The following is an 8,078-nucleotide window of genomic DNA, read 5'->3' as shown; positions in this document are numbered from 1 at the left end:
TAATCGCTTAAATCGTGATGGTCAATATCCTTCTGTTGTGACTATTGCAGCCTTTGGTGATCGATTTAAGGGCGCTAATATTTATCCAACTGATAACACGTTAAATGATGGCGATAAAGTTGCATTAACAGTAGCCTATAAAGGTGGCTTGTCTAGTCGTTCTGGCTATGCAGTGAAAGATGCAAGTCAGCTCGCTGAACGTGATTCAGGATACTTAGAAGAAGTCGTTTACCCCTATTTCCAAGCCTATAAATGGTGGTTAGACAATCTGAACATTGGTACAAAAGGTGGCGATTTCTACCAAGCGTTTAGTGAGTTTTATCCGCAAGCTACTTATGGCTGGAACTTGTGCCCAGGGCATTTAGTAGCTGACGAAGAATGGTTAAGCTCACCATTCTATCAAGACTCTGATGCTACGATTCAAAGTGGTTACATCTTCCAACTAGACTTTATTCCTTTACAAGCAGGGCACAATGGTGTATCTGCTGAATCAACGATTGCGGTTGCTGATGAAGCGTTACGTGAACAGATTAAGGCTGAACAACCTGAATTATGGGCACGTATCTGTAGCCGAAAGGATTATCTAAAAGATGCCTTAGGTCTAGCATTAGAAGATGCATTACTACCATTAGCAAGTACCTTTGCTTACTATAGACCATTCTTATTAGATCAAAAAACAGCTATCCACTTCGGATAAATAAAAATACCCCTCAAGATTGGCTGACCAGTCTTGAGGGATTTTTACCTATTCTTAAGTAAATGGTCACGAAGGTTTCAAATGAGACATCTGTAAAGGTGCTAATATTAAGTATAATATAGAAGAAAATTGGAGGATGCCCCCCTTGGATGAGCAAATTGAATTATTATTTACCATAGATGAAGGTTATTTGAATCCCTTAAAAGTGGCTTTAACCTCGATTCGTCAAAACAATCCAGGCCAAGCTATTCGCATTTGGTTGATTCATGAATCTATTTCAATGAGCACTATTCGTGAATTGCGAAAGTTAACGGATTATTTACAGTTTGGTTTTGAATCGATTAAAATTGATGGTAGCCAGTGGAATAGCGCAAAAACAGAAGACCGGTATCCAAAAGAAATGTATTTCCGCTTGCTTGCGGGTGAAATATTACCTAAAGAAATGAAACGCGTCATCTATTTAGATCCGGATATTTTAGTAGTTAACCCACTGATAGACTTGTGGCAGACGGATTTAGAAGGGCATATGCTGGCAGCCGCTACGCATGTTGGGTTGACGGACGTTTCTACTCGAGTAAACCAAATGCGACTAGACGTTGACCATGCATACTATAATTCTGGTGTGATGGTGATTGATTTAGATAAAGCTAGAGAAATTGTCAAATGGTCAGATATTGCGCAAATGATTGAAAAATATAACTTGCTATTAATCCTACCCGACCAGGATATCCTCAACCGATTATATGGTAAATACACTAAGAAAATTCCCGAAGAAATTTGGAATTATGATACGCGTAAATATATGCGGTATTTCACCAAAAGTCTTGCTCAACATGATATTCACTGGGTGATGACGAATACTGCTATTCTCCATTTCTGTGGCGGACCAAAACCATGGGACGATAAACATGACAATCGGTTTACCAGTCTTTATCTTAACTATCAAAACCAACTAAAGCGAATAGAAGAAGCGATTAAATAGTGTAGAATATATACATACTTTAGCAGTTACACAAACAGAAGGCCAATATGACATCTAACTGGCAGTGGAATGACTGGCAAAAATGGGTTTTTGTACTCTCTATAATTTCCTATCAGTAAAACAATCTGTGATTTAGCGCAGTTTTACAATGTGTTTTTGTACTCTCTATAATTTCCTATCAGTAAAACATTCTTGATGAAATATCAATACTTGCTCCTGTTTTTGTACTCTCTATAATTTCCTATCAATAAAAGTAGTTGTTATGTTGAAAGATCCACTTCAAGAATTTATACAAATTTTCTCACCATTCTTCTTGCATATTCCCTCAACACATGTTATTATTATCACAAGGTAAAGAGAATACCACATACATCAGATTAATCAAGAATCAATCTACATATACGAACAGGCGGTAAGTTTGAAAGAATTTATGCAGCCGGGCTTCTAGATGAAGCAGCAGAAAATGAACTATTAACGTAGGGCATACCTGTGAGACAGCTAATCACTGTCCATAGGTATGCCCTTTTTTCTTTACCAAATATTTTAAGGAAGGTGAGGGGCATGGGTACCGAATGAAAAAGCACTTATAGTCAATCATTTTTGTTCAATGTTACACAAATAATCAATAAAATGGCACAAATAACCAATAAAGAAAAGGAGTATTTATCATGAAAGACTATATTTTACATAACCGTCAAGGACAGTTTGTTGTTATCGGGACGATTTTCTTGTTACTAGGTTTTCTATTTTCAACTTTTAATGGCACACTCGCGACAATTGCTTTCTATATTTCAATGTTTTTCCTTGGTTTTTATGCCGCTAAGAATGCGGTTGTAGATACAGTTCAGAATAAGTCACCTAATGTTGACCTTTTAATGATTCTAGCGGCTTTAGGGGCGGCTTTGATCAATTATGAATCTGAGGGTGCAGCGCTGTTATTTATTTTTGCGGTGGCGGAAGTGCTTGAAAATTATGCGACAAATAAGTCTACATCAGCGATTTCAGAGTTGATGGAACAAGTACCTGAAACAGCAAAATTACTCCAACCAAACGGGGAAGTTATCGAAGTCCTAACTGAAGAATTGAAAATTGACGATATCGTTGTGGTTGCGAAAGGGGAACAAATTCCAATTGATGGACATGTTGACCGCCAAGTTTTGGTAAATGAATCTGCCTTAACGGGTGAATCAGTCCCAGTCATAAAAAATGCGGATGAAGAAGTATTTGCGGGGACTTTAAACGAGGGCAATGCCTTCCATGTGCGGGTCAACAAAACTGCCAGTGAAACAGTCTTTTCAAATATCATCCGGATGGTGGAGGAAGCACAAAACCGTCCGTCTCGTATTTCAAAATTTATTGACCGAATTGAAAGTAAATACGTAATTACCGTGCTGATTGCCGTACCGATTTTCATTTTCATCTTGATGCAATTCCAAGGGTTCTCATTCGACACTGCCTTCTACCGTGGCATGGTGCTCTTAACCGTTGCTAGTCCATGTGCCTTGGTCGCAAGTGCAACGCCCGCAACCCTTTCAGCCATTTCAAACGGTGCCAAGAACGGGATTCTATTCAAAGGTGGAGCAGCAATGGAAGCCTTGTCTACCATGGATACCCTATACACCGACAAGACCGGAACCCTAACTTATGGCGAATTTGAGGTGGTCGATCACGACGTTGACCCGGATATTCTTAAAGAAGTCGTTTATATGGAGCAACAATCTAGTCATCCAATTGGTGGTGCCATCGTTGAAGCTTTCAAAGACTTAGACCTTTCCGCTGTTGACCATAACGAACCTGTTGAAGAAATTGCTGGTAAAGGCGTGAAAAAGGGTGCCATTACAGTTGGAAAACCATCTTCATTTGACACTTACGCCGACCCTAAAAAATTCCGTAATAAACTGCAAGCAGCCAATACGACAGTCTTCGTGGGCAATGGCCATGAAATCCTAGGCTATATATCACTTGCTGACCAAGTCCGCCCTCAATCTGCCCATGCAATCGCTGGCTTTCAAAGTGACGGGGTTGACGTTGTCTTATTAACTGGGGACAATGAAGCCGTCGCTAAGCAAGTAGCCAAACAAGTGCATATCGACCATTATAAAGCCGGCATGCTACCTGAAGATAAAATTTCATTCGTCTTAGATAGCCAAGGAAAAGACCAAGTCGTTGGGATGATTGGTGACGGGATTAACGATGCGCCAGCCTTAGCCAATGCGGACATTGGGATTGCCATGGGTTCTGGTTCATCAGTTGCTATGGAATCTTCAGACATTGTCATCGTGAAAAACAACCTGGCTAAACTATTTTATTCATATGAATTGAGTAAATCATTAAACAAATTAATCACCCAAAACGTTGTCTTTGCAGTCGGTGTGATTGTAATCTTAGTCTTACTCAACTTGTTTGGAGTTCTAGGCTTACCGATTGCCGTTCTTTGTCACGAAGGGTCAACCATTCTGGTAATCTTAAATGGCTTACGGTTGTTAGCCTATAAGGATCCAAACTTTGAAGAAGATTCCCATCAAGAAAAAGCTTATGAAAAAGAATTAGCGTAAAAATAATCCCTAGCTACCAAGGAGTTTCATAGTAGCTAGGGATTTTCTTTTAGTCTAATTCGTCTGGTTTATTACCATAGTTAACCCACATCCGAGTGTCATTATTTAATGTAAATACTGATTCTGCAAATGTATCCATTTCTTCTGCTGAATTAAATACGATAATATCTTCTTGATTTAGAATATTGATCAATTGTGTAATGTTAGATCCTTTTATTAGTTCGGTTGTTATGATGTAATGAACCATATTATAGTCTTTAGCAACTTTTCTTAATTCTTTGGTAAAGCGTTTATAAGGCAAGCTGTTTTTGTCAAAAGTAGAATAACTGAATCGTTTAATTTCACTTTTACTTGGAATATAAGGCGGAAAATCTGGGCGAGTATCCAAAACCATATCAAACATAGTGGCATCTTCAATATTGACAAATTTATTTGACGCAAATTCACTGCCATGGTAATAGTAATGTTTTTGAGATAAGGCAGTGATACTAATTAAGGTAATCATCCAGTGATCTATTGGTTGTTTAGTTTCAAAGGGTACGGTCATATCCATGTCATCTGTTAACCAAGACAGAAATACATCACTATCGACAAACCCATATAAATTAGCTGCGGCGTTTACGTATTCTGTCATCAATTTTAATTGGTTCAAGAATGCACCATTATTTCGTTTGATTTCCTTATAGTTATTCAATATATCTATAACTTCATCAGGAATAAATACATGCAGTTTATAATCGATAATTCTGATGTAGGTAAGACCTAATTCAGTTAATTTTGGTAACAGTGTTCTTAAAAGATGAAGATTTTTCCCGTCTTGAGTATTTAAAATATTATCTTCTCGCGTTTTAGTATATTCGTCAAATACCTTGAAATCTTCTTTAGTTAATGCAAGTACACGCGCTTCTAACGTATTTACTTTAATTCTGGGGTTCTAATAATTGATCTAGACCAAGCCCGTAAAAAAATCCACTGGTCTGACATTCAAGAAGTCATCGTCAAATACAATAGCCTATTAATCTTACCTGACCAAGACATCCTAAACCGCTTGTACGGTAAATACACCAAAGAAATCCCAGAAGAAATCTGGAACTACGACAACCGTAAATACATGCGCTATTTAACCAAAAGCCTAGCCCAACATGACGTCCATTGGGTAATGGACAACACATCAATTATCCACTACTGTGGCGGACCAAAACCATGGGACGACAAACACGACAACCGATTTACCGCACTTTACCTAAACTATCAAAATCAATTAGAAAACTTAGAAAAAGTCATTCAAGGGAAATAGGAATAAATATTAAGTTTGAAGAAGTATTGGAAATGTATTAAATTTAAGCAGTTATTGGCAGTTTTATAAGCCAGTAACTGCTTTTTGATTGCTTGAAGTACTATTAAAGATGCTATACTTATAGTAAATAAAAGCTTTTTTGACGGAAGATAGACCAATGTATAAGCGTTATTTCATATTTGGATTACTCATTTTTAGTATCTTTGGTATATTCGCTTGGATTCAATTTAGTAATGGGGATATTGAACATGCTTGGTATAGTGTGATTTCTGGTGTTTTGTTTGGGATTCTATCTTTCACTGCAGTAGTATATAAGATTGAAAAATGGTCAAGATTTAAGCAGTTTGCTGTTCACTTTCTAGTGATACAATTTACAGCTTTTCCTTTTTTATTAATGAATTCTCTACCTTTAAATGGTATTGGGGAAGTAGCTATCCTGTGGATACAATTTAATCTAATTGGCATTGGCGTAATCTTATTTAGTCGTTTATTTGGGTATTTTTTAAATAAATTTAGTTAGAAAAAGCCGCCAACTACTAGCGTTTGCTAGCAAATGGTGGCTTTGCTCATTTTGACATTCATTTCCTTTGAATGTATTATTAGTCCATTACCTAAAGCTGACTTTAGGTTAAGGATAAATCCTATAAAGATGAATTTTGAGGTGAAAAAATGTATACAATTGGACAAGTATCAAAAATGTTTAATATCCCAGTTTCAACCTTGAGATATTATGATAAAGAAGGCTTATTCCCAACCATGCAACGCGAATCTGGTATTCGTCAATTTTCTGATAATGAATTAGAAGCCTTACGTGTCATTGATTGCTTAAAAAAATCAGGATTAGAAATCAAAGATATTAAAAAATTCATGGACTGGAACCAACAAGGACCAGAAACCTACTCAGACCGTTATGACCTATTTGTAAAACAAAAGGCCGTAATGGAAGAAGAAATCGAATCAATGAAACGTGTACTAAGCATGATAGAATATAAAATCTGGTATTACTCACAAGCAATGGCAGATGGGAACGAAGATAGAGTTAACGAAATGATCCCGGATGGCTTACCAGCAGCAGTAAGAGTGCAATACGAACACTCACATAGTTAATATATATAGAAGAAAAATTATTTTTTTTAGCGTTAAAGGTGAAAATCATTAGCGCTTTTTTTGGTAAAAATTACTAATTTCTTCTATATAAAGGTATAAATATTAAATTAGTAAATATAGTAAAAATGGATATCAATAAAACCTTAATTAAAGAAGAATCCAATAAAAAGGTATGAAACGGAAGAAAATAGATAGCCATTAGCCACCAAGAAGAACAAAATGTGAATTACGGATACCAACGACAAAGTCGTTAAGTAGCCGTTTGAAGCTTTTGAGATTTGAGACCAAGGCTCAAATCGGTTCGGTGGCTTTTTAATGGCTTATCATTTTCTGCAGTGAAATACCGAAGGTATTCATTAATCAAACTATTCATTAATTAAAGTATTCATCAAAAAACACCACTATAGAAAGACAACTTGTCTCATACAGTGGTGTTTATTTAATATTAGTATTTATTTTGTCTAATCAACAGATTTCAACGCTTCAAGCATATCCACATTCTTCAATCGGCGATTGATCACATAAGCTAAAATAGCCGTAATCAAACCGATAATAACAGCTGGAACCACAAAACTTGGCGCTGTCAAAGCCGGATTAAACATAACATCTGCTGGTGGTACCACATTAATAATATATTGATGCAGCAACTCACCAAGGCCAAATCCAACCAAAATACCAAGTGCCGTCAACACTATCGTTTCCCGATAAATATACATGGTTACTTCCTTATCATAGAAACCAAGCACCTTAATCGTTGATAACTCCCGCATCCGTTCAGAGACATTAATATTCGTTAGGTTGTATAGGATAACAATACCTAATAAACCAGCAACAATAATTAAGACGGTCATGATTTTATCCAATGAATGTACAATCGTATCGATTTGATTCATAAGGGTAGTGTTTTGGACGACACCAGCAACACCATCTAGTTCAATGAATTTCGCAGCTTGATTTTCCGTATTACTAATGGAATCATCTGTTAGATTGACTAGATAAGCATTAACTTGGTAATCATCGCCGTAGATTGTTTCATAAACTTGTGGACTAGCGAAGACAAAGTGACCAATATACATTTCCGTAATTCCTGATACTTTCATTTCGCGGTCTTGACCGTTCGTGTCTTGAAGCGTGATAGTATCACCCACTTCAGCATCTAATAATGTAGCTAGTCGTTCAGAAATTACTACGCCATCATCTGGTAAGTTTAACGTTTCATCAGATCCACGTTCAGTTAATTGAATATAGTCTGAAAATTCATCTATGTTTTCTGGGGAAATTAAAGTGATATCTTGTGTATCATTTTGTTTTCCACCGACAGTTGTTAACTCTTGATATGCTACTTCACCGAATTGATCAATGTCTTGAGAAGATAAAGTATCCTGAATCTCATCATTTTGTTGATCAGAGACATAGTCATTTTCCGCAACAATCATATCG

7 protein-coding genes, 1 pseudogene and 1 riboswitch are annotated in these 8,078 nt (G+C 36.7%); of the genes and pseudogenes, 6 read left to right on the top strand and 2 right to left on the bottom strand.

Features of this window, described 5'->3' with window-relative positions; translation table 11 throughout:
- The 3 genes and pseudogenes from ACRCJ0_RS07335 to ACRCJ0_RS07325 form a co-directional block, all read left to right on the top strand.
- Positions 1-697: pseudogene (locus ACRCJ0_RS07335) on the top strand (M24 family metallopeptidase); the annotation flags it as partial.
- Positions 698-842: 145 nt separating this feature from the next.
- Positions 843-1,679 carry a glycosyltransferase family 8 protein gene (locus ACRCJ0_RS07330; protein ID WP_431390050.1) on the top strand — a complete coding sequence of 279 codons (837 nt, stop codon included), beginning with the start codon at positions 843-845 and terminating at the stop codon, positions 1,677-1,679.
- A 392-nt stretch (positions 1,680-2,071) separates the two neighbouring features.
- Positions 2,072-2,179, top strand: a riboswitch (NiCo riboswitch).
- 168 nt (positions 2,180-2,347) lie between these two features.
- Positions 2,348-4,234, top strand: coding sequence for a heavy metal translocating P-type ATPase (locus ACRCJ0_RS07325; protein ID WP_431387639.1), 1,887 nt, complete (start codon positions 2,348-2,350; stop codon positions 4,232-4,234).
- A gap of 49 nt (positions 4,235-4,283) precedes the next feature.
- Here ACRCJ0_RS07325 and ACRCJ0_RS07320 read toward each other — a convergent pair whose 3' ends face one another.
- The gene (locus ACRCJ0_RS07320; protein ID WP_431390049.1) at positions 4,284-4,928 is read right to left on the bottom strand and encodes a hypothetical protein; all 645 of its coding nucleotides are present in this window, start codon (positions 4,926-4,928) and stop codon (positions 4,284-4,286) included.
- 219 nt (positions 4,929-5,147) lie between these two features.
- Between ACRCJ0_RS07320 and ACRCJ0_RS07315 the strand changes: the two genes are divergently transcribed.
- The 3 genes from ACRCJ0_RS07315 to ACRCJ0_RS07305 all read left to right on the top strand — a co-directional run bounded on the left by ACRCJ0_RS07315 (position 5,148) and on the right by ACRCJ0_RS07305 (position 6,638).
- A complete protein-coding gene (locus ACRCJ0_RS07315) occupies positions 5,148-5,531 on the top strand; it encodes a glycosyltransferase family 8 protein (RefSeq protein ID WP_431387646.1) in 384 nt (127 codons plus the stop codon).
- 139 nt (positions 5,532-5,670) lie between these two features.
- Positions 5,671-6,051, top strand: a complete 381-nt coding sequence (locus tag ACRCJ0_RS07310; protein WP_431387641.1) for a DUF3021 family protein — start codon at positions 5,671-5,673, stop codon at positions 6,049-6,051.
- 149 nt (positions 6,052-6,200) lie between these two features.
- Positions 6,201-6,638, top strand: coding sequence for a MerR family transcriptional regulator (locus tag ACRCJ0_RS07305; protein WP_431387642.1), 438 nt, complete (start codon positions 6,201-6,203; stop codon positions 6,636-6,638).
- Between the two features lie 461 nt (positions 6,639-7,099).
- Here ACRCJ0_RS07305 and ACRCJ0_RS07300 read toward each other — a convergent pair.
- Positions 7,100-8,078, bottom strand: a 979-nt coding sequence (locus ACRCJ0_RS07300) for an ABC transporter permease (protein ID WP_431390048.1), incomplete at its 5' end; no start/stop codon positions are given.

The organism is Aerococcus sp. L_32 (assembly GCF_050689315.1).
Note: the sequence above shows the minus strand (reverse complement) of the source record. Positions and strands in the feature narration are given on the sequence as shown.